This window comes from Lelliottia amnigena (genome assembly GCF_019047465.1).
GTDB lineage: Bacteria > Pseudomonadota > Gammaproteobacteria > Enterobacterales > Enterobacteriaceae > Enterobacter > Enterobacter amnigenus.
Genome location: NZ_CP077236.1, coordinates 4,424,963 through 4,446,986, shown reverse-complemented (window position 1 = coordinate 4,446,986; position 22,024 = coordinate 4,424,963). Strand labels below are relative to the sequence as shown.

Below are 22,024 nucleotides of genomic sequence, written 5' to 3'. Positions count from 1 at the left end.
TAGCGTGAGCATGGATATTAGCGATTTTTACCAGACGTTTTTTGATGAAGCCGACGAGTTGTTGGCTGATATGGAGCAGCATCTCCTGAATTTGGTGCCTGAGGCCCCGGATTCAGAACAGCTGAATGCCATATTCCGTGCGGCACATTCTATTAAAGGTGGCGCCGGAACCTTTGGTTTTACCATTTTGCAGGAAACTACCCATTTAATGGAAAACCTGCTGGATGAGGCTCGTCGCGGTGAGATGCAGCTCAACACCGACATTATTAACCTGTTTTTGGAAACCAAAGATATTATGCAGGAACAGCTTGATGCCTATAAAAGCTCCACAGAGCCGGACGCTGCCAGCTTTGAATATATCTGCAACGCGCTGCGTCAGTTAGCATTGGAAGCAAAAGGCCAGGCGGCAACGCCAGCCGTTAGCGCAGCAAAATTAAGCGTTGTGGATGCGCTGGCGTCAGACGACGCGGCAGCCCCTGTCGCGGAAGATAAACTCCGCGTCGTGCTCTCTCGACTGAAAGAAAGCGAAGTCAATTTGCTCGAAGACGAGCTGGGTAATCTGGCGACGCTGAGCAATGTGGTAAAAGGCAAAGACAGCCTGGCGGCCACCATCGACGGCGGTATCGGTCAGGATGATATCGTGGCGGTTCTCTGCTTCGTTATCGAAGCCGATCAAATTGCTTTCGAAATGGAATCTGCCGCCGTTGAAGCGCCTGCTGAAATCGACGCTGAACCTGAATTCACAGCACCTGCGGTTGTGGCCCCTACGACGGCTCTGAAAGCGGTGCCAAATGATGCAGCGGCGCCAAATCGCGCTGAGCGTGAAAAACCGGCAGCCCGCACAAGTGAATCGACCAGCATCCGCGTCGCGGTAGAAAAGGTCGATCAGCTGATCAACCTGGTCGGTGAACTGGTGATCACCCAATCCATGCTGGCACAGCGTTCCAACGAACTGGACCCGGTGACGCATGGTGATTTGATTACCAGTATGGGGCAGTTACAACGTAACGCCCGCGATTTGCAGGAATCGGTGATGTCCATCCGTATGATGCCGATGGAATATGTGTTCAGCCGCTTCCCGCGTCTGGTTCGCGATCTGGCCAGCAAGCTGGGTAAGCAAATCGACCTGACGCAAATCGGGAGCTCTACTGAGCTGGATAAGAGCCTGATTGAACGCATTATCGATCCGTTAACGCACCTCGTGCGTAACAGCCTTGACCACGGTATCGAATCACCAGAAAACCGTATTGCTGCGGGTAAATCCCCGGTCGGTAACCTGACGCTGTCTGCTGAACATCAGGGCGGCAACATTTGCATCGAAGTGATTGATGACGGTGCGGGTCTGAATCGTGAACGTATCCTCGCGAAAGCCATGTCGCAGGGGATGGCCGTTAACGAAAACATGACCGATGAAGAAGTGGGCATGCTGATCTTCGCGCCTGGCTTCTCGACTGCCGAGCAGGTCACTGACGTATCGGGCCGTGGTGTGGGTATGGACGTGGTGAAACGTAACATCCAGGAAATGGGTGGTCACGTTGAAATCAAATCCAAACAAGGTTCTGGCACGACGATTCGTATTCTGCTGCCGCTGACGCTGGCTATCCTCGACGGAATGTCGGTGAAAGTGGCCGGTGAAGTCTTTATCCTGCCGCTGAACGCGGTCATGGAATCCTTGCAGCCGAGTGATGAAGATTTGCATCCGCTGGCCGGTGGTGAGCGCGTACTGGAAGTGCGTGGCGAATATCTGCCGCTGGTGGAACTGTGGAAAGTGTTTGAGGTTGACGGCGCGAAAACCGAAGCCACTCAGGGCATCGTGGTGATTCTGCAAAGTGCAGGCCGTCGCTATGCGCTGCTGGTCGATCAGTTAATTGGTCAGCACCAGGTCGTGGTGAAAAACCTCGAAAGCAACTACCGCAAAGTGCCGGGAATTTCAGCTGCCACCATCCTTGGCGATGGCAGCGTCGCACTGATCGTCGATGTGTCGGCGCTTCAGGGATTAAATCGTGAACAACGTGTGGCGTACACAGCCGCCTGATTAGTAAAGAAGGTAAAAACATGACCGGTATGAGTAATGTAACGAAACTGGCAGGCGAGCCATCAGGGCAAGAATTTCTGGTTTTCACTTTAGGCGATGAAGAGTACGGCATCGATATTCTTAAAGTGCAGGAGATTCGCGGCTACGATCAGGTGACTCGCATTGCCAACACCCCTGCGTTTATCAAAGGTGTGACAAACCTGCGTGGCGTCATTGTCCCTATCGTCGATCTGCGCGTGAAGTTCAGCCAGGGCGACGTGGAGTACAACGAGAATACCGTGGTGATCGTCCTGAACCTGGGTCAGCGCGTGGTGGGCATTGTGGTTGACGGTGTTTCTGATGTGCTGTCCCTGGCCGCAGACCAGATTCGCCCGGCACCTGAATTTGCCGTCACGCTGTCGACAGAATACCTGACTGGCCTGGGTGCACTCGGTGACCGTATGTTGATTCTGGTGAACATCGAGAAGCTGTTGAACAGCGATGAGATGGCCTTGCTGGATATCGCAGCGAATCACGTAGCATAATGTTTAGTGCCATCAGCTCTTCATGCCTGTTTTGCTTGTCATGTGAGGGTGTGGTGGAATTGTTCCGTTCACTATAGCCAGTCTGCTATCTGTCTCGTCTGCTGCGGTGAACGTGTTAAGGGGGCTTTCGCCGCCCCCTTAACAATCCCGGCGCCCGGCGATGAAAATCGCCGCTTCGTGGTTCCCTCGACTTATTGCGTCTGGCTTTCGGGTCGGATGCGTGGTCACATCCCTGTGACTCGCATCCTCCACCCGCATCCCCGCGGGTGGCCCCGGCCAGTCGCAAACGTTTCGGCGATTTTCTGCCGGACCATCATCTCCTCCGCCTTCTTCATTGTGTGAATGGGAAAGGGCGTATCAATGAAATCAGTGAACGGCTGCTCGTAAGTTAATCGCTGGACTTAATTCCTTTCCAGACTTTACCGGAGCCTGAATGGGGCTCGGGGTTGTGTCCCCGCTGAAATCGGCGAAACGTAGACCGTATGACAAGGGCTGGACGCCAGGGATGGCGGCCAGAGGCGATGCGAGACAGGATGTCGAGTTAAGCCGACCGCGGGCAGTAGGTCGGGAGGTGAGCGTAGTGCGAAGCACCGATTCCTCGCGGGGCCACGGGGATTGATAAGGGGGCCGTGGTGGCCCCTTATCCCGTTCATGAGTTTCTATGTTGAACCATTCACTTCACATGAAATGAACGGAACGATTCCACGAAAGTCATGGAAAGATTACGCTTCCTGCTCAATAAGCTCTGGCTCCTCCTCCAGCAACCCCTCATTCTGCGCCAGCATCGCAGTCGCAATCCCATTCCCCAGCACATTAATCGCCGAACGTCCCATATCCAGGAAGTGATCGATGCCCATCAGCAGTAAAATCCCGGCAACCGGAATATGGAAACTGGGAATGGTGGCGGCTAACACCACCAGCGCAGAGCGTGGCACGCCGGCAATACCTTTTGACGCCAGCATCAGGGTTAGCATCAGCACGGTCACTTCAGCGAAACTCAGCTGAATATTGTACGCCTGAGCGATAAACATCGATGCAAATGAGCAATACACCATTGAGCCCACCAGATTAAAAGAATATCCGATCGGCAGAACAAACGAGACGATATTGCGCGAGCAGCCGAAGCGCGTGAGCTGTTCCAGCGTTTTTGGGTAAGCCGCCTCAGAGCTGCTGGTGGTAAACGCCACCAGCACAGGATCTTTCAGCATGCTGACCAGGCGGAAAACCTCTTTCTTCAGCACCATATATCCCACCGCCAGCAGCACCAGGCAGGTGAGCATAATGGCAACATAATATCCGCCGATAAACGACGCGTAGTTCAGCAGAATCCCCAGACCCTGTGTCGCGATGACCGATGAAATGGCCGCGAAAATAGCCAGCGGCGCAACGTACATCACATAGCCCGTCACCTTCAGCATGATATGGGAAACCACATCGAGCGCGGCAACGAGCGGGGCGTTGAATTTGTCGCCCAGGGACGCGCCGCCAATCCCGAAGAACATTGAAAACACAACAATTTGCAGGATTTCGTTATTGGCCATCGCCCCGGCAATGCTGGTGGGGATGGTGTGCGACAGGAACGCTTTCAGCGACATCCCGCTGACGGCCAGCCCCGTGTCGACAGATTCGACGGGGATCGCCAGGTTCAGGCCGCTGCCCGGTTGTTCGAGCGTAACAATGAACAATCCCACCAGAATGGAGAGCACGGAGGAGCTGATAAACCACACCATCGCTTTACCGCCAACGCGCCCAATGGTTGAGGTTTCGCCGAGTCGCATGATCCCCACCGTCAGGGTGCTGAACACCAGCGGAGCAATAACCATTTTAATAAGACGGAGAAAAACATCGGTGAGGAGCGTGATGTTATCAGCCCAGGCCGCGATGGCGCTGGCCGATGCGTACTCGTGAATTGCTGCCCCTGAAAGAATACCCGCCAGCATGAAAATCACGATGAAGAGCGTGAGTTTGTTTGCACTTGCCACGAAAAAAGACCCTCTGTTATGCAATGAAGTGAAGTGTTTACCGCACGCTGAGTCATATAATTTTTTAATTTCAGCGCATCTAAATATTCATCACATAAATTGAAGTAAAGCGAACATGCATACAACTATTTTTTAAAATTTATTATTTTAGTTGTCCTTGTGAGATCGATATATTGTGATGTATGTCACAGAATAATGAATATATCTTCATGTTAGCAGTGATTAACGCGCTCGGGATAAATGTAACACTTTGTTTTGTCGTGAAATAAACCGTAAATCAGGCAATGGTCGTAGATGAAAACAGGTAGGTGGTTGAACCCTCATCCGTAAACTAAATTCACACTAGCTGCTCATCAGGAATGTTAAGCGGTGCTAACAGATTGAGTGTTATCAATAAAATATGAAAAGCGAAGGTTGCATTTTCTGGAGGGCAGTAAATGAAAAGTAAACTCCTTCTGATATGTACAGGTGGATTATTGGCCATGGCGGCACAGAATGCCGGGGCAGTGACCAGCAGCGGGACCATTGGTGCAACGTTAACATTGACCAATGGTTGCCTGATCAATGGCTCACCGACACAAAACGGCATTAATTTCGGGAGTCTGGACTTCGGAACACATCCCGCCACATTTTCAACCCTAACGACCCAGCTCACCGGCGCCAGCGGTGGGAATACCTTTACGATTCAATGCACCACCGCCAGTTATACGGTCGCGATCACGGGTAATACCAACTCTACGGCACCGGGCACGGTGGTCGGCACGCCTGGCACACCGGCGCGGTATCTTGTGAATACCGCCAATACCGCTCAGGGCGTGGCTTACAGCCTCTTCAGCGACAGCGGATTCAATAATATTATCGCGAACAACGCGCCTATTCCTGTGGCATCAACGGCAGGGGGCATCGACAGCTACACCCTGTATGGACGAATTACGGGGGGCGGCAACAGTGTGACCGTCGTACCGGGCACGTATACCGATACCATCAACGTCAGCGTGACCTACTAGCTCAAGCGCTGGAAATGACAGAAGTGATTCCTGATCTGCGACAACGTGCAGAGGGAAAACTGCATGCTTTTTTTGCCCTGGCGCTATGCCTGCTTAGCGCAACTTCCGTGCAAGCGGTCACTACGCAGTCGTTCCAGGTCGCCGCGACCATCACGCCGGGATGCTCGGTGACGGCGGGAACCGGTGGGGTACTGGGAGCGCTGAATTTTGGCACGCGCTCAGGCGTGGCGACCGGTCAGGTGAGCACCAGTTTTGTACCCAACGGATCGTTATCTATTGCCTGTACGCCGGGTGTTTCGCTGAGTATGAGCATTGATGGTGGGCAGCATTACGCGTCAGTACGTCGAATGCAGCGTGCCGGCGGAACTGACGTGGTGGCATATCGGCTTTACAGCAGCAGTTCGCTGGCGGCCAACAGTGAAATAGGTCTCAATCAGGCCGTTCCGGTGACTTATACCAACAGCAACAATATTGCGCTGCCGCTCTTTGGTGTGGCGCTTTTGACGGGATTCAGTCCCGCAGGTACTTATTCAGATCAACTCACCGTGACGCTGTCCTGGTGAAACAGGGAGAAGGTTGATGAAGGCATCTTATTTACGCTACGGCGTACTGAGTTTAGGGGTGATGTTTGCGGCACTGACGGGCAAGACACACGCGGCGGCGACGATTCTGCTCTGGCCAATCGATCCGTGGCTGTCTGCCGACACCAAAGCCACGGAATTATGGATCCAGAATCAGGGTAACAGCGCCACCACCATGCAGGTGCGCATCGTGCGATGGAAGCAGGAAAACGGATATGAACGCTACACGGCGCAGCAGGATGTGGTTGCCAGCCCGCCGATTGTCACCATTGGCAAAGAGGGCAAGCAGCTAATTCGCCTTATCAAACAAAACACGGTCCCCATGGGTGTCGAGCAAGCCTACCGCATTATTGTTGATGAAATCCCCCAGCCAAATGACAAATCCCAGCCCGAGATCGGCCTGAAAATTCAAATGCGCTATTCCATCCCGTTATTCGTGTATGGCCAGGGTATCCCGACCATTAAGGAAGGGGCGCATCATGCGCTGGTTGACCCGAAGAACCTGAGCTGGCGGATTATCCAGGAGGGAGGGAAACCAGCGGTGCAGGTGCAAAATCAGGGGGATACTCACGTCAGGATAAGCCACGTGGCGATGCAGGAGGGAGGGCAGAATCGTACGATCGCTGACGGACTATTGGGCTACGTGCTGCCGCACAGCACCCGCAGTTGGCCGCTGCCGTCCGGGTTACAGCGACCTAACCAGATGAGTGCGCAAATTAATGCCAGAGATACGCAATGGCAGTCTGCGCCGGTCAACTGAAACGGACGATGATCATTCTGCTTTGCGTGACGACGAGCGCCTGGGCGGCACCTGGTGACGACAGTTTACCGCCCCCGCCGGACGCGCAGACGATGAACAACGACGCCATTTTCCAGCTCTCGGTCGTGATAAATCACTACGACACGGGGCTGGTGGTGCCTGTCACGCAGCGTAATGGCACCTTTTTTATCTCCAGTGCCGATCTGCTGCGCGCCGGTCTGCCGCCTGAGCAGGTGCCGACGGGTGAGGTGAATCTCTCGCAGCTGGCTAACGTGCGCGTGGAGTATGACAGTGCCGCGCAACGCCTGTTGCTCACCGTGCCGCGCGAGTGGGTTTCAGCGCGCGTGACGCCATTCGGCGGCCAGCCCAGGCAGAGCAAACCCCAGTTTGGCCGCGGCGCGTTGCTCAATTACGATCTCTACACCAATCATACCGAACACCTTGGCGGCCAGGCATCGCTGTGGCATGAATTCCGCTATTTCAACGAAAACGGGTCGCTCTCTTCAACGGGCTATACCCGCAAAACGTTTACCGGCAACAAGGGGCAGGAAGAGGGCTACGTGCGGTATGACACCACCCTGACGATGACCAACGAAGAGGACGCCACCACCTGGACCGCCGGGGATGTGATCAGCGATGCCGTCAGCTGGAGCAGCAGCGTGCGTATGGGCGGCATCAGCTATGGACGTGACTTCTCGCTGCGCCCGGATCTGGTGACCTGGCCGCTGCCCGAGTTTTCGGGTGAAGCCGCCGTGCCGACGTCGGTCGATCTGTTCATCAACGGCTATCGCTCCGGATCAACGCAATTACAGCCCGGTCCTTTCACGCTCACCAATTTGCCGTATATCAACGGTGCCGGCGATGCCGTGCTCATCACCACCGATGCGCTGGGGCGTCAGGTGAGTACCACCATGCCATTTTACGTTACCAGCGAACTGTTAAAGCAGGGACTGAGTGACGGTGCCGTGACGCTGGGGAGCCTGCGACGCAATTATGGCATTAAGAATTTTGATTACGGCCCCGCAGCGGGCAGCGGATCGTATCGCTATGGTTTGACCGACTGGCTGACGCTTGAGGGGCACGGAGAAGGGGCCGAAGAGCTGGCATCAGGCGGTGCAGGGACCATCGTCAAACTCGGGCGCTATGGTGTGGTCAACTCCTCTTATACTCACAGCCGCATGCGCGGGGAGGAAGGCGGGCAAACCAGCTGGGGTTATCAGTACAGCACCAGCGAATTCAGCCTTGCCACCCAGCATTCGCGCCGCGATCGGGGATACGGCAATCTGGCGCTTTACGATCAACCCACGATTTACGATGAAAAAAATCAGCCCATTGCCAGCCTGAGTCGCAATACCGACCAATATTCACTGACGTTTAACCTTGGCAATTTAGGCAATATCGGCGCGGCATGGATTGGCGTTGAGAGTTTTGACAGTCAAAAAACCGAGCTATTGAACCTGTCGTGGAGCCGTAATTTGTGGGGCAGTAGCAGTCTCTATCTGGCTGCCAGCCGCGATCAGCAGCGTGGTGACTGGACGGTTGCTATGTCGCTACAAATCCCGCTTGGTGAACGCGACAGCGCCGCCGTAACGTTCGAAAACACGCCTGATTCGGGCAGCACGCAGCGCGTGAACTACAACCACTCCATGCCCACGGATGGCGGAGTGAGCTGGAACATGGCCTGGGCAAATCAATCTCAGTCGCGCAACTATCAGCAGGCCTCGCTGGGCTGGCGTAATAATAATATCGAGCTGCAGGGCGGCGGATACGGTGAGCAGGACAGGATGACCTGGTGGGGCGAAGCGATGGGCTCGATTGTGCTGATGGATGGTGAACTGTTCGCCGCAAACAAAATTAACGACGCGTTTGTGGTGATCAGCACCGATGGGCATCCCGATGTCCCCGTAAATTACGAAAATCAGCCTGTCGGTAAGACCAACAATAACGGCTATCTGCTGATCAGCGGTGTCTCGGCCTATTATCCGGCGAGCTACAGCATCAACACGCTGAATTTGCCGGCAGATACGCGGCTAAAAGAGACCGAACGCCGCGTCGCTATCCGTCGCAACAGCGGTTTTCTGGTGGATTTCCCAATGGAGCAAGAGCGGGTCGCCAGCGTGATTCTTCATGATGTGGATGGGGTCGCTATTCCGGTTGGGAGTCAGGTCAGACGCGCGTCTCGCAGTACGGCGGTGGTGGGTTATGACGGCATCGCCTGGCTTGAGAATTTGAATAATGTGAACCCGCTTGACGTGATTATGCCGGGGGGCAAGCGCTGTCACGCTACGCTCACGGTAGGCGCCAATCCTGAACATAAATTGCAAACCTTCGGACCGCTGACCTGCCGGGTGGAACCATGAAACGCCTGCTGCTCTTACTCCTGCTGCTGATGACATCGGGCGGCAGTTGGGCGGTATGTAACGTAAGTACCGTCAACGCGTCGTTTGGCAGTGTCACCTCTTTTGCTCTCAGCGGGGCGGGAGAGGTCGAAACGACGGGCACGCTGGTAGTGAGTTGCGATGCGGTATTGAATTTATTGACCAACGATTCGGTGACGCTGAATTACACATCGGCAACCGTGTCGGCAAACAGCCGCGCCACCATGAAGCGCACGGATAATGCGGCCATCACGGATGTGATTCCGACGCGGTTATGCGGTTTGACCGGCTGCTCGGGCAGCACCGAAGTGCAAATCGCCAAAGCTTATACCTGGAGCGGCAGCACGCTGCTCAGCCTGTTGGGTGCAAAACAGTACAATATCCCGCTCTATTTCCGCACCGTTCCCGGACAAAACGTCACGGCGGGGCCGTATCAGGTGATCTTAACGTTTAGCATTAACTACAACGTCTGTTCGGTCGGCCTGGTAGGGGTTTGCCTGACCCCGCAAACCGGGACAGCGACGACCAGCATCACGCTCAATATGAACGTGACAAATGACTGTAGCGCGATGACCACGCCAAACGTCAATTTCAACAGTGCACCGCTGGTGCAAAATTTCCCGACCATTTCCCAGGCCGTGTCCGTGACCTGCACCAAAGGCAGCGTGTACACGATTGGCATTGACAATGGAATCAACTCGCTCAATGGCGTACGCAGAATGGCGAGCGGAAATAACGTGATGAGTTACGACATTTACAAAGGCGCAACAAGCAACCGCTGGGGCGGCAGCGGAACGGAACGCTGGGCAAGCTCAGCCTCGTCGCAAGTCAGTGCTGACGGGCTTTTACGCACCTATAATTACACCGCCAAAGTTCTCACCAGCCAGGCGACTCCCCCCGCCGGAACCTATAACGACACCCTGATCGTTGACGTCATGTTCTAAGCTCACGCTTTTCCCTTTCGCAAATGTAAAGTTCCTGCTACCCGTGCCGATAACACCGTTAATAAAACTTAGAGAAGGTGTTGTATGTTGAACCGTATCCGCGTAGTCACAATGCTGATGATGGTGCTGGTCATTTTCGCACTTTTGCAGCTTATTTCCGGTGGGCTATTTTTCTCATCTTTGAAACAAAATCAGGAGAGCTACACGGCTTCAAACGATCTGCGTTTGCAGCAGCGTGAACTCACTTCGGCCTGGGATTTGATGCTGCAAACGCGTATCAACCTGAGCCGCTCCTCCGCCCGTATGATGATGGACCCCAATAATCAACAGAGCACGGCCAAAACAGACCTGTTGAAAAATGCACGTGCCACGCTGGCGGATGCGGCGAAACATTACGACGCCTTCAAACAAATTACGCCTCAGCCTGCGATGGAGCAGGTGAGTCTTAACATTGATGAGAAATATAACAACTACGCGGCAGGGCTGACGGAACTGATTCAGTTCCTCGAGAGCGGTAATACGGATGCCTATTTCGCCCAACCGACCCAGGGAATGCAAAATGCACTGGGGGCAGCGCTTAAAGAATACGACACCGCCAGCAGCCAGCAATATCTTACGGCGCTTACAGAAACCCGTGACGATTACCGCTTTGCCAAATGGCAGATGGCGGTTTTGGCATTGGCATTAGTAATTGTGCTGGTGGGCGTCTGGTACGGCATTCGTCATATTCTGCTGAATCCGTTAGGGAACGTTATCGGCCATATTCGTGAAATCGCCGGTGGCGATCTCACCAAAAAGCTGACGATCTCCGGGCGTAACGAAATCACTGAACTGGCGAGCAGCGTGGATCATATGCAGCGCTCACTCACGGAAACCGTGGCCAATGTGCGTCAGGGGTCAGATGCGATTTACACCGGTACCAGCGAAATCGCGATGGGCAATAACGACCTCTCCTCGCGTACTGAAGAGCAGGCCTCCGCGCTGGAAGAGACGGCCGCCAGCATGGAACAGCTGACCGCCACCGTGAAGCAAAACGCCGATAACGCCCGTCAGGCGTCCCAGTTGGCTGAACGAGCCTCAGAAACGGCGCTACACGGCGGGAAAGTGGTGGATGGTGTGGTGAAAACCATGCAGGAAATCACCGGCAGTTCGAAAAAAATCGCCGATATCATCAGCGTGATCGATGGAATTGCCTTCCAGACCAATATCCTGGCACTGAACGCCGCAGTTGAAGCCGCGCGCGCAGGTGAACAAGGACGTGGGTTTGCCGTCGTTGCGGGTGAAGTGCGTAACCTTGCGAGCCGCAGCGCAAATGCGGCCAAAGAAATTAAAACCCTGATTGATGACTCCGTTTCACGCGTCAATACCGGTTCAGTGCTGGTTGAGAGCGCCGGTGAAACGATGACGGACATCGTTAACGCGGTGACCCGCGTGACGGACATCATGGGCGAAATTGCCTCGGCATCTGACGAACAAAGCCGGGGGATCGATCAGGTCGCTCTGGCCGTACAAGAGATGGATCGCGTTACACAACAAAACGCCGCGCTGGTGCAGGAGTCCGCTGCGGCGGCCGCTGCGCTGGAAGACCAGGCGAGCCGTCTGAAGATGGCCGTCTCGGCGTTCCGTCTTACCTCTACGCCTGTCAATACGGATACGTCACGTGCAGTTTTTGCCGGGACGACGTCTGCCGCTGTGGTGAAAAACACCCGTGCGACGGCCCATGGAAAAGAAGAAAACTGGGAAACATTTTGACTGAAATTTAACTGCGGCAGATTGCCGCTTGATGGGAGCGTGGATGTTAAATCGTATTCGTATCTCGACCACACTGTTTTTAATTCTGATCCTTTGCGGTGTGTTGCAGGTTGGCAGTAACGGGTTGTCTTTTTGGGCTTTTCGCGATGGCTATCAGAACTTACAGGAAGTTGAGACGAGTAATCAGCAACGCTCCACGCTCGCACAAACGCGCGCGGTGCTTTTGCAGGCCAGCACTGCGCTGAACAAAGCGGGCACATTAACCGCGCTGAGCTATCCGCCTGATGACATCAAGGCGCTGATGACCACCGCACGCGACAGCCTGAAGCAGGCGCAAGCGCAATTTAAAGCTTTTGGCGAGCAGGACGCGGTCAGTGAAAAAGGGAAAGCGCTGACAGCGCAAATGCAGAAGGATTATGCGCAGTGGCACAGCGATCTGGAGCATCAGGCGACCTGGCTTGAGAACAATCAGCTGTCGGATTTCTTGACCGCACCGGTGCAGGATTCCCAGGCCGCATTTGATAAAAGCTTTAACGCCTGGCAGCAGGATATTAATCAGTTCGTGGCCAAGGCCAGCGGAGACAGCCAGACCAGCTATCACATGTCGGGCGTCATTTTTGCCACGATGGTGGTGCTGGCGGCACTGTTGACAGGCGCGTCGTTGCTCTGGTCGCGCCGAATGATTGTGCTGCCGCTGGCGATTATCAGCAGCCATTTTGACAGCATCGCGAAAGGCAACCTGGCGCGTCCGGTTTCGGTGTATGGCAAGAACGAGATTTCGGCGATTTTTGCCAGCCTCAAGGCCATGCAAGGTTCGCTGCGTGAAACCGTTACCGATGTGCGTCAGGGCAGTTATGCCATGCACACTGGGATTTCAGAAATTGCGGCGGGGAATAACGATTTGTCCTCGCGAACAGAACAGCAGGCGGCCTCGCTGGCGCAAACAGCGGCCAGCATGGAAGAGTTGACGGCGACGGTGAGCCAGAACGCCGACAACGCCCGTCAGGCGTCGGACCTGGCGAAGCGAGCGGCACAAACCGCCACAAAGGGCGGCGAACAGGCTTCGCACGTTGCGACCACGATGCAGGATATCGCCACCAGTTCGCAGAAAATTGGCGACATTATTAGCGTCATCGATGGAATTGCGTTTCAGACCAATATTCTGGCACTGAACGCCGCAGTCGAAGCCGCGCGCGCCGGTGAGCAGGGCCGTGGCTTTGCCGTGGTCGCCGGTGAAGTCCGTAATCTGGCCAGCCGCAGCGCGAACGCGGCGAAAGAGATAAAAGTGTTAATCGAAGAGTCAGTTTCTCGCGTTCAGCAAGGGTCTGAACTCGTCGATACCGCCGCGCACACCATGACGGAAATCGTCACGTCGGTCACGCGAGTGAACGACATCATGGGCGAAATAGCATCCGCCTCTGACGAACAACGCCGTGGGATTGAGCAGGTTGCTCTGGCGGTGACGCAAATGGATCAGGTAACGCAACAGAACGCTTCGCTTGTAGAAGAAGCGGCCGCCGCTACCGACCAGCTCGCAAATCAGGCCGATCATCTGACAAGTCTGGTTGCGGTATTTAACGTGAAAGAGCAAGTCGAAAAAGTAGCCGAAGCCGGACGGTCGCAGACCGTGCCCGTTGTAACCTGAAAGTGATTAAGAAGGCGCCATGACAACACCACAGCCCTCGGGCCAATCGTCATTATTGTTGCAAATGACACAGCGCCTCGCGCTGTCCGACGCGCATTTCCGTCGGATCTGTCAGTTGATTTACCAGCGTGCTGGGATTGTGCTCGCCGATCATAAGCGAGACATGGTCTACAACCGACTGGTCAGGCGCTTACGTACCCTTGAGCTTGATGACTTTGGTCGTTACTTGAGCATGCTGGAAGCCAACCAGAACAGTGCAGAGTGGCAGGCATTTATTAACTCGCTGACCACCAACCTGACGGCGTTTTTCCGCGAAGGTCACCATTTCCCGGTGCTTGCGGAACACGCGCGTAAACGCGGCGGTGAGTATCGTGTCTGGAGTGCCGCTGCGTCTACAGGTGAAGAACCGTATTCACTGGCGATTACGCTCGCTGATACGTTGGGAATGGCGCCTGGACGCTGGAAAGTTTATGCCAGCGATATTGATACCGAAGTGCTGGAAAAAGCACGCAACGGTGTGTATCGCCTTGAAGAGCTGAAAACGCTGTCACCTCAACAGTTACAGCGCTATTTCATGCGCGGAACCGGGCCCCATGAAGGGCTGGTTCGTGTGCGTCAGGAGCTGGCGAATTGTGTCGAATTTGCCTCGGTAAACCTGCTGGATAAGCAGTACAACGTGCCGGGTCCGTTTGACGCTATTTTTTGTCGTAACGTAATGATTTATTTTGACAAAACGACGCAGCAGGACATTCTGCGTCGTTTCGCCCCGCTGCTTAAGCCGGATGGCTTGTTGTTTGCAGGGCACTCGGAGAACTTCAGCAACCTCGCCCGCGAATTTAGCCTACGTGGACAAACGGTTTATGCGCTGAGTAAGGAAAAAGCATGAGTAAAATCAGGGTTTTATCTGTCGATGATTCCGCGCTTATGCGCCAGATCATGACTGAGATTATCAACAGTCATAGCGATATGGAGATGGTGGCTACTGCCCCCGATCCTCTGGTCGCGCGTGATTTAATTAAAAAATTTAACCCCGACGTACTCACGCTGGATGTGGAAATGCCGCGTATGGATGGCATTGATTTTCTTGAAAAATTAATGCGTCTGCGCCCAATGCCCGTGGTGATGGTGTCTTCCCTGACAGGGAAAGGCTCAGAGATCACCCTGCGCGCGCTGGAGCTGGGGGCGATAGATTTCGTCACTAAACCGCAGCTCGGCATTCGTGAAGGGATGTTAGCCTACAGCGAAATGATCGCTGAGAAGATTCGTACCGCTTCGCGGGCGAAACTGGCGGCGCATACGCCTGTTGCGGCTCCCGTGGCGATTAAAGCTGGACCGCTGCTGAGCTCGGAGAAGTTGCTGGTGATTGGCGCGTCAACCGGAGGAACAGAGGCAATTCGCCATGTACTCCAGCCATTGCCGCTCTCAAGTCCCGGTATTCTGATTACCCAGCATATGCCGCCAGGTTTTACCCGTTCGTTCGCGGAGCGTCTGAATAAGCTGTGTCAGATTAGCGTAAAAGAAGCGGAAGATGGCGAACGTGTTTTGCCGGGTCATGCTTATATTGCGCCGGGTGACAAACATATGGAGCTGGCGCGCAGTGGCGCTAACTACCAAATCAAAATTCATGACGGACCGCCGGTTAACCGGCATCGTCCGTCAGTGGATGTGCTGTTTCATTCGGTGGCGAAACATGCGGGGCGCAATGCCGTTGGGGTTATCCTGACGGGCATGGGCAACGACGGTGCGGCCGGAATGCTAGCGATGCATAAGGCTGGCGCATGGACGATTGCGCAGAATGAAGCAAGTTGTGTGGTGTTCGGCATGCCGCGCGAGGCCATCAATATGGGTGGCGTGAGCGAAGTGGTCGATCTTAGCCAGGTAAGCCAGCAAATGCTGGCGAAAATCAGTGCCGGACAGGCAATACGTATTTAACGAGGAGTGTAGTTTTATGGCGGACAAAGAGCTCAGATTTTTGGTTGTGGATGACTTTTCCACCATGCGTCGCATCGTACGCAATCTGCTGAAAGAGCTGGGTTTTAATAACGTTGAAGAAGCAGAAGACGGTGTCGATGCGCTGAACAAACTGCAAGCCGGTGGCTTTGATTTTGTTATTTCTGACTGGAACATGCCTAACATGGATGGTCTGGAACTGCTGAAAACAATTCGCGCTGACGGCAATATGTCTTCTCTCCCGGTTCTGATGGTGACAGCAGAAGCCAAGAAAGAAAACATTATTGCGGCAGCACAGGCGGGCGCGAGCGGTTATGTGGTTAAACCATTTACTGCTGCGACCCTGGAAGAGAAACTCGGCAAGATCTTCGAGAAACTCGGCATGTGAGGTGCTGGTGATGATGCAATCTTCTATTAAACCCGTTGACGCGCTTTCGCCCAACGACATAATTGTTCGCATTGGTAGCCTGACGCGCATGCTGCGTGACAGCTTACGCGAGTTGGGCCTGGATCAGGCGATTGCCGAAGCAGCCGAAGCGATTCCTGATGCACGCGATCGTCTGGACTACGTCGTACAGATGACCGCGCAGGCAGCAGAGCGCGCGCTGAACAGCGTTGAAGCGTCGCAACCGCACCAGGATGCGATGGAAAAAGGCGCGAAATCGCTGAGCAAACGCTGGGACGCGTGGTTCGAAAATCCAATCGAACTGACCGATGCGCGTGAGCTGGTGACCGATACGCGTCAATATCTGGGTGAAGTACCGGATCATACCAGCTTCACCAATGCTCAGCTGTTGGACATTATGATGGCGCAGGATTTCCAGGACCTTACGGGTCAGGTCATCAAGCGTATGATGGATGTGATTCAGGAAATCGAACGTCAGTTACTGATGGTACTCCTGGAAAACATGCCGGAACCCGCATCACGTCCGAAACGCGAGAATGAAAGCCTGTTGAATGGCCCGCAACTCGATACCACCAAGGCGGGCGTTGTTGCCAGCCAGGATCAGGTGGACGATCTGCTGGACAGCCTCGGATTCTAATTGTTGCGATGTATACGCAGGTTGTTTGCGCAACCTGCGTATCGCTTAACGCAAATCCATTTTTACCGTGACGTTACCTTCAAATTTACCGGGTTCAGGCGTTTTACTGGTGGTGCTGACGGGCGCGGCTTTGATGCGCACGACGCCATTCCCCTGATCGTCCATTGGGACCGGGAACTCGAATGTGCCGTCTAGTGCCACGCTTTGATTATTCTCGTCATACACTCTCACCCCCACATCCTCTTTATCGAGCATTTTGGCGATCAGCGGATCGCTGCTATCGACAACGCCCTGATCGGCAGTCAGCGTTAGCTTGATTCTGTCATTATTCCCAACAGCGTTATCATCGCAGTGGTAAGAAATGTCGACATTTTTCAGGGCGTATCCCTGAGGTGGTTGGCTTTTACCGCTAAACTGTTTGCTCACGATATTGCCAAAATCGACCTCAATCGTACTGCCTTCATTAATGGTGCAGCTTAACGGGGCAGAGAGCGATCCGCTTAGCCAGATATTTGAGACCTGCTGTGCGTCGCTGAAGCTACAACTTCCTGAACCAAAATAAAGACAGGTATAGTTTTGAACGACGAGCGTGGAAGGAATCGCTTCTTTGCCAATAATCGGTTTTTTGATGTAAAACTTTGCACCAATCACGTTTAATTTAAATTTTCGTTTAACGGACGTTGAGTCAGCAGGGCGTGTACTCTCACTGCATACGCTGGCTGTGCCTTCTTTTGTTTTAATATCTTCAATTGTGTTAGACATTGAGGAAAGTGATGTTGGGTACTGATTAATACTCAGTCCGAATAATCCAGCGCCATCAGGTGAATTGACTGCATCCGTATATCCCCTGACATCGATATCCACTTTATCAGTCAAATATCCATACCCGCTTACGCCTGGCGAAAGTGGGCTACCCGCCAATGTGAGTTCCAGCACAGGTGTGGAGCCAGAGATGTTTTTAGGACAGCTGCAGTTAGCCTCTATTTCCATTCCATCGCCGATTAAATGATCCACATTGATATCGTGATGAGTAATATTTTCACTGGCGTTTAACTCGCGGTCATAGGTGATGTTGTATTCTTGTGGTGCGCCAAAGCAACCATGCAAGATAGTAGCTGCGGGCGCTGAAGCCGAAAAGACGAGACTCAGCACTACACCTGTGCAGGTGCGAAAAAGGGTTTTTATATCAGTTAACATGTTTCATTTCCTGCTGACAAATTGCGCGGACGGAGCGAATGCCTGTTGGGTTTATCGCATTTTGCGATGAATCCAACGACACGTTGGCCGTGCATTGCTGGTTTGGTGCATTACCCCACTTAACATCGAGCTGGACGTTGTCCGATACACCGGCAAGATAGAGCGTGCCGGTCTCGTCAACGATGCCGCTGATAACCGGTGACCGTGCGGAGGCGATAGCGCCAAAGGGAACGGTTTTGCCATCGCTACGGATTAAGGTAATGAGCGCGCGGTAGCCGACATGGGCCTCAAAACGGGCGACGACACCTGCATTACGGGAAGGAATCACCGTGACGGCCGTATCCGTGGTATCGACGTTTTCAGGTAAACTGGTGGTATCAATTCGGATACGGTTTTCCTGATAAGGGCTCAGTGAAGGGATGATGGCATTTCCCTGCCAGTCAGTCTGAATGCCACGCTGGTTCTGGAAACGTACGCCTGATGCATGGTTCGCATTCACAATAGCGAATTGACTTCCTAAAGGTTGGGCAAGCGTCACTCCCAGAGGATGCGCCACCACTGCGCCACTGACGCCATAGCTGAGCTGCTGGGAATTATCAGAAGAGTAGTAATAACCTGCGTTCAGGTTGGCATACTGCGAACGATAGCTGCCGTAAACGCTGCTGGTATCATCCCCGTCGTGGTTTGAGTGACTTTGCTGAAGTGAATAGCTCAAGCGCTCGTCTTCGAGCAATGTGCCATTCACTCCCACGTTTTGTCGTGTGTAACCGTGTTTACTGTTACTGATGTTGTAGCTGCTCCAGGCGCGCGAGAGCCATTGACTCAGCGGCATACTCAAGCCGAAAGAAACCATCTGGTCATTTTCACTGTTGTTGGTTTTACTGTAGGTGTACGCCAGATGGTAACTGATGCTTTTCACAACGGTATTCAGTCCGGCTGAAATGCTGCGTTCGGTCTGTGAGGTTTGCCAGTAATCCTGTTGATAACCATTCAGATAGAGGCTGACATCGTAAATCTTCTGACTAATACTCGCCTGGATACGGTTACGTTTGTTATAGCGAAACAGGTCATCATCTTCATGCTGATCGTACTTTTGGGTCGCATCAGCAAAGCTGTAGTAACCATGGGTAGAGTAGCGATAACTGGCCAGGGTGAAGTTTGTGTCGGTGGCCTCCACTTTGCCGGAGTAAAGCAGGCGATACGACTGGCCTGTGCTTTTCTCATCATTATCGAGCTGCGCTTTCGCGATCGTGACGTCCGCTGAAATCGAACCTAAAGCACCGAGCGCGATACCCGTCCCAGTGTTGACCGCTTGATAATCCTGCGAGGTGGTCACGCCCCCGAAAACGGTCAAGTAGTTATTCACACCATAGATAAGACTGCCCTGAGCGAAGACCGGCTCATTCTGATCGCTGCCACTGTCAGCTCGGTAACGCGCTGCGGTGAATTCATACTTCATTTGAGAGGGGCGTTGCATCACGGCGACGCTGGAGTATGGCTGCGTGAAGCGATGTTCACTGCCGTCCGCTTCTTTTACCGTGACTTCCAAATCGCCGCTGTTGGTTGTGGAGTAGAGGTCGTCAATGGCAAAGGCACCGGGAGCGACGTTTTGCTGGTAAATAAGATAGCCGTTCTGGCGCACCGAAACTTCTGCATTTGAACTCGCAATTCCGCGAATCGTGGGTGCGTAGCCGCGTTGACTGTACGGCAGCATCTCTTCATCAGAAGCAATGTTGATGCCGCGATATTGCAGGCTGTCGAAAACCTCTCCACGAGTACTGCTCTCACCGCCGGTAAATTGCGCTTTCAATGCGTCGATATCATGTTGCAGATAGGTATTGATGGTATCCCAACTGTTGGTATCGTCAGTTTTGCTCCAGGTGGAATAGTTACGCACGCGCCAGCCCCCGAGATTAGCGCCGTTACGTATATTCAGATACTGATTGGTTGTCCTGCTGTGCGAGTCATCCTCACTTTGTGATCCGGAAAAACTGTAATCGACAAAGGCCACCGGGGCACCGTCGTCCCAACGTGAAGGATCGATATAATCTTTGCCATGACTGTTCATTGCCGCTTGCGGAATACTGAGGTTCAGCGTCATCACAGAAAAATCGAGCTTCGCTGCCGCCTGAGGAATGTAGTCACCGAGTGATTTTTCGAGAGGCGTGGTGGCCGCTTGTGATGCAAGCGGAGGATATTTATCAATATCAATCCCCCATTTGCGCAGCATTTCAGGTGTCAGCTGTGGAACGAGAGCGCCACTTTTATCGCTGAGATACGTGATATCGACAGTCTCTATTTGGCTGTCGTTGACTCTGACTTTTGAGGAGTAGACGCCGGGTAACTGAGCATTGGATTTCGAAAATAACGACAGGTCGATATCCTGTTGCATCAGCATGTCGCCCTCCAGTGAAGAAGGGGAGAAACGATACTCTCGCGCATGGGTCACAGCCGAAGCCATCATCAACGCCCCGCCTAAATAACGAACAATCGGATTAAAGCGCGGGCGGCGCTGGCTAAGCGAGGAACAGAGTCCACGGGTCATTTTTTTCGTCCTAAGCCAGTGTGAATGAGAATTGCGTTGAGGCATTACCGTAATCCGTGATGCAACGCCAGGTGACGTTTGTCCCGGTGACGCCCTCTGGAATGAGGATGCTGACGCTTGACTGAGGACTGATCTGATCGGCTTTTTCTATCTTTGTGTTACCCACCTTGAGGTTATCGAAGATGCTGTAGTAATCGCCGTTATTCACCACGGTCAGCATTTTGCCACTGCGCGTAAAACGAAGTTGTTTGCAGGTCTCGCTGGGCGTGCCTTTCAGGCCCGCGGGGCGCCAGAAGAGTTTCAGTCGCGTTTTATAAATCAAACGCAGAACGTTTTTTTCATCGTCTTCCTTTGCCGTCGCTGGGATGGTGCGAATGTTCATGTAGAATAAGGATTCTTTATTATCAGGCAGCGCAGCGCCATTCCATGCAATACGAAGGCTCTGCTCTTTTTCCGGATCCAGACGAAATAAAGGGGGCGTGACAATGAAGGGCCCGCGTGTTTTTCCATCACCCGTATCGGTCCAGGATTGCACCAGCCATGGCAGCGAGCGATCTTTATTCACCAGCGGGAGAGCAATCTCTTTTTTACCCGCTTCATAAATAATTCGTGTGCGCCCAATCTGTATGCCTGCAGCATGACTTATACTGGTTGAAATAACCGGAATGCATAATAATAAAAGCGAGAAAATACGCATCAAAACTCCCTTTTAAAGAATTTTATCTCAAGGGAAACGATAGTCCGAATAAGGATTCGGACTATCAATATGACTATCCCTTAAGGAAACGCTACAAAATATATGTTTTATGAATAAGGGGAGGGTATTAACGGTAAAGAATATTCACTGTCAGGTCACCGTCGGCTGGACCAGCAGTCACTGTTGACGCGAAAGCTTGATATCGCGCATTAAAATCTGACTTAATCTGGTCTTCTGCAGCTTCAGGAAGATCGATGTAGACTTGTCCTTCCTTACCGTCCAGCGAAAGCAGTTGATCATCTTCTCCTTGAGCACTGATTGCGATGCCAACACCGGTTGCTGCGGTATCGCCAGTCGTGGCGCCTACATCCAGAAGAGTCGTAGCGCCAGTCAATGTTGTTGGGCCTGTAAGGGTTAACTGAACTTGCGGTAAGCCATCACTTTTTACCGGGCAATCAACGAGGGTGATTGAAAAGGGCACAAGAGTAGACTCATCTCCTGGAGCCGTAAATAAACTCGTGGGATAGGTTCCGAGAGGGACTGTGCTATCGGTGCCGTTTTCACCTTTAATAGTACAGCTTGGTTCAATAATTTGGCCGGTAAAATGGATAGTTCCGGCGTTGGTTTCAGCCGCACAGGCGCTGCCGGAAATAATCGCCAGAATAGTGGCGGCAATGACATTTTTCCTTAATTTCATAAGCTGAAGCTCCGTGAGATTTATATCCAGTAGTTGAATGTATTCATCGGGATTTATATGAACTTATTTCATCCCAGGGCTCAGTATACAACTTTGTTTATTTCAGGAAAGAGGTTGAGCAATGGTTTGAAAGTTTAGTGGTCTATTTAAATGTGGCTGTAATATAACGCATTGGCATTTTAATATTAGCTTTTGTTATTAATTTAATACAGAGCATAGTTACTAATTATGAATGGCGTCGTAGTTCCCTTTAATTGTTGATTTTACTTAAGGGGAGTGTTGTTTTA

18 protein-coding genes are annotated in these 22,024 nt (G+C 53.0%); 13 read left to right on the top strand and 5 right to left on the bottom strand.

Annotated features, from left to right (window positions below):
- Positions 1-4: 4 nt before the first annotated feature.
- Together cheA and cheW are read left to right on the top strand one after the other, a co-directional pair.
- The gene (gene cheA, locus I6L74_RS21015; protein WP_059179676.1) at positions 5-2,035 is read left to right on the top strand and encodes a chemotaxis protein CheA; all 2,031 of its coding nucleotides are present in this window, start codon (positions 5-7) and stop codon (positions 2,033-2,035) included.
- Between the two features lie 20 nt (positions 2,036-2,055).
- Positions 2,056-2,559 (top strand): chemotaxis protein CheW, encoded by a 504-nt coding sequence (gene cheW / locus I6L74_RS21010; protein ID WP_015959467.1) that lies wholly within the window; start codon positions 2,056-2,058, stop codon positions 2,557-2,559.
- Positions 2,560-3,281: 722 nt separating this feature from the next.
- On the opposite strand, the gene I6L74_RS21005 is transcribed toward cheW, so the two are convergent.
- Positions 3,282-4,541: a dicarboxylate/amino acid:cation symporter gene (locus I6L74_RS21005; RefSeq protein ID WP_059179677.1), complete on the bottom strand. Its 1,260-nt coding sequence runs from the start codon at positions 4,539-4,541 to the stop codon at positions 3,282-3,284.
- 437 nt (positions 4,542-4,978) lie between these two features.
- Between I6L74_RS21005 and I6L74_RS21000 the strand changes: the two genes are divergently transcribed.
- The 11 genes from I6L74_RS21000 to cheZ all read left to right on the top strand — a co-directional run bounded on the left by I6L74_RS21000 (position 4,979) and on the right by cheZ (position 16,601).
- On the top strand, positions 4,979-5,548 hold the full coding sequence (locus I6L74_RS21000; protein ID WP_059179678.1) for a Csu type fimbrial protein: 570 nt from the start codon (positions 4,979-4,981) through the stop codon (positions 5,546-5,548).
- A 14-nt stretch (positions 5,549-5,562) separates the two neighbouring features.
- Positions 5,563-6,111 (top strand): Csu type fimbrial protein, encoded by a 549-nt coding sequence (locus I6L74_RS20995; RefSeq protein WP_059179679.1) that lies wholly within the window; start codon positions 5,563-5,565, stop codon positions 6,109-6,111.
- A gap of 16 nt (positions 6,112-6,127) precedes the next feature.
- The gene (locus tag I6L74_RS20990; RefSeq protein WP_059179680.1) at positions 6,128-6,889 is read left to right on the top strand and encodes a fimbrial biogenesis chaperone; all 762 of its coding nucleotides are present in this window, start codon (positions 6,128-6,130) and stop codon (positions 6,887-6,889) included.
- The gene (locus I6L74_RS20985) at positions 6,865-9,249 is read left to right on the top strand and encodes a fimbria/pilus outer membrane usher protein (RefSeq protein ID WP_059179681.1); all 2,385 of its coding nucleotides are present in this window, start codon (positions 6,865-6,867) and stop codon (positions 9,247-9,249) included. The genes I6L74_RS20990 and I6L74_RS20985 overlap by 25 nt, the downstream gene beginning before the upstream one ends.
- Entirely contained in the window at positions 9,246-10,211 is a 966-nt protein-coding gene (locus I6L74_RS20980; RefSeq protein ID WP_059179682.1) for a Csu type fimbrial protein, read from the top strand. Before I6L74_RS20985 ends, I6L74_RS20980 begins: the two co-directional genes overlap by 4 nt.
- Before the next feature lie 84 nt (positions 10,212-10,295).
- Positions 10,296-11,963 carry a methyl-accepting chemotaxis protein II gene (gene tar, locus I6L74_RS20975; protein ID WP_059179683.1) on the top strand — a complete coding sequence of 556 codons (1,668 nt, stop codon included), beginning with the start codon at positions 10,296-10,298 and terminating at the stop codon, positions 11,961-11,963.
- 43 nt (positions 11,964-12,006) lie between these two features.
- Positions 12,007-13,608 carry a methyl-accepting chemotaxis protein IV gene (gene tap, locus I6L74_RS20970; RefSeq protein WP_059179684.1) on the top strand — a complete coding sequence of 534 codons (1,602 nt, stop codon included), beginning with the start codon at positions 12,007-12,009 and terminating at the stop codon, positions 13,606-13,608.
- 19 nt (positions 13,609-13,627) lie between these two features.
- Positions 13,628-14,494: a protein-glutamate O-methyltransferase CheR gene (gene cheR / locus I6L74_RS20965; protein ID WP_015959457.1), complete on the top strand. Its 867-nt coding sequence runs from the start codon at positions 13,628-13,630 to the stop codon at positions 14,492-14,494.
- Complete coding sequence (locus I6L74_RS20960) at positions 14,491-15,540, top strand: protein-glutamate methylesterase/protein-glutamine glutaminase (RefSeq protein ID WP_059179685.1); 1,050 nt, start codon at positions 14,491-14,493, stop codon at positions 15,538-15,540. Before cheR ends, I6L74_RS20960 begins: the two co-directional genes overlap by 4 nt.
- Before the next feature lie 16 nt (positions 15,541-15,556).
- A complete protein-coding gene (gene cheY / locus I6L74_RS20955; protein ID WP_015959455.1) occupies positions 15,557-15,946 on the top strand; it encodes a chemotaxis response regulator CheY in 390 nt (129 codons plus the stop codon).
- A gap of 10 nt (positions 15,947-15,956) precedes the next feature.
- Positions 15,957-16,601 carry a protein phosphatase CheZ gene (cheZ, locus tag I6L74_RS20950; RefSeq protein ID WP_059179686.1) on the top strand — a complete coding sequence of 215 codons (645 nt, stop codon included), beginning with the start codon at positions 15,957-15,959 and terminating at the stop codon, positions 16,599-16,601.
- A 45-nt stretch (positions 16,602-16,646) separates the two neighbouring features.
- Here the strand turns inward: cheZ and I6L74_RS20945 are convergent, their stop codons facing one another.
- The 4 genes from I6L74_RS20945 to I6L74_RS20930 form a co-directional block, all read right to left on the bottom strand.
- The gene (locus I6L74_RS20945) at positions 16,647-17,798 is read right to left on the bottom strand and encodes a fimbrial protein (RefSeq protein ID WP_059179687.1); all 1,152 of its coding nucleotides are present in this window, start codon (positions 17,796-17,798) and stop codon (positions 16,647-16,649) included.
- Positions 17,788-20,343: a fimbria/pilus outer membrane usher protein gene (locus I6L74_RS20940; protein ID WP_059179688.1), complete on the bottom strand. Its 2,556-nt coding sequence runs from the start codon at positions 20,341-20,343 to the stop codon at positions 17,788-17,790. The genes I6L74_RS20945 and I6L74_RS20940 overlap by 11 nt, the downstream gene beginning before the upstream one ends.
- A 10-nt stretch (positions 20,344-20,353) precedes the next feature.
- Positions 20,354-21,040: a fimbrial biogenesis chaperone gene (locus I6L74_RS20935; RefSeq protein ID WP_059179689.1), complete on the bottom strand. Its 687-nt coding sequence runs from the start codon at positions 21,038-21,040 to the stop codon at positions 20,354-20,356.
- A 127-nt stretch (positions 21,041-21,167) separates the two neighbouring features.
- Positions 21,168-21,737 carry a fimbrial protein gene (locus tag I6L74_RS20930; RefSeq protein ID WP_059179690.1) on the bottom strand — a complete coding sequence of 190 codons (570 nt, stop codon included), beginning with the start codon at positions 21,735-21,737 and terminating at the stop codon, positions 21,168-21,170.
- Between the last annotated feature and the right edge of the window lie 287 nt (positions 21,738-22,024).